Origin of the sequence: Mesorhizobium sp. M1C.F.Ca.ET.210.01.1.1 (genome assembly GCF_004791585.1) — a bacterium.
In the GTDB taxonomy this organism is placed as follows: domain Bacteria; phylum Pseudomonadota; class Alphaproteobacteria; order Rhizobiales; family Rhizobiaceae; genus Mesorhizobium.
Genome location: NZ_SRUU01000145.1, coordinates 1 through 353, shown reverse-complemented (window position 1 = coordinate 353; position 353 = coordinate 1). Strand labels below are relative to the sequence as shown.

The following is a 353-nucleotide window of genomic DNA, read 5'->3' as shown; positions in this document are numbered from 1 at the left end:
CCACCCTCCGGTCGTCCGAAATGCATCAAACCCAAACATCTTGCCCTGTCCCCGCCGGTCCCCACCGCCTATTGCTGCAGTTCCTGCGGCGGTTCCGGTGAAGGAACCTTGTATTCCTCGACCTTGTCGCCGCGCGTCACGATCACCGTCTTGAACTTCGGCCCTTCCGGCTCCTTCGTCACCGCATTGACGAGCGAGGCCGCACTTGCCTCAGCGCTTGCGGCAGCCGAGCCGCCGAAGGAAGAGATCGTCGTAAGCCCGCTTTTGCTGGCGCTGGCGTCGGCGGCGGACCGCAGCGATAACGACAGCGTGCCGACGGTGCGGGCCAGCGCCACCTTCTGCGCGCCTTCGTT

General features: G+C 65.2%; 1 pseudogene. It reads right to left on the bottom strand.

Annotated features, from left to right (window positions below):
* Positions 1–68: 68 nt before the first annotated feature.
* A pseudogene (locus EN853_RS33320) lies at positions 69–353 on the bottom strand (Flp pilus assembly protein CpaB); the annotation flags it as partial.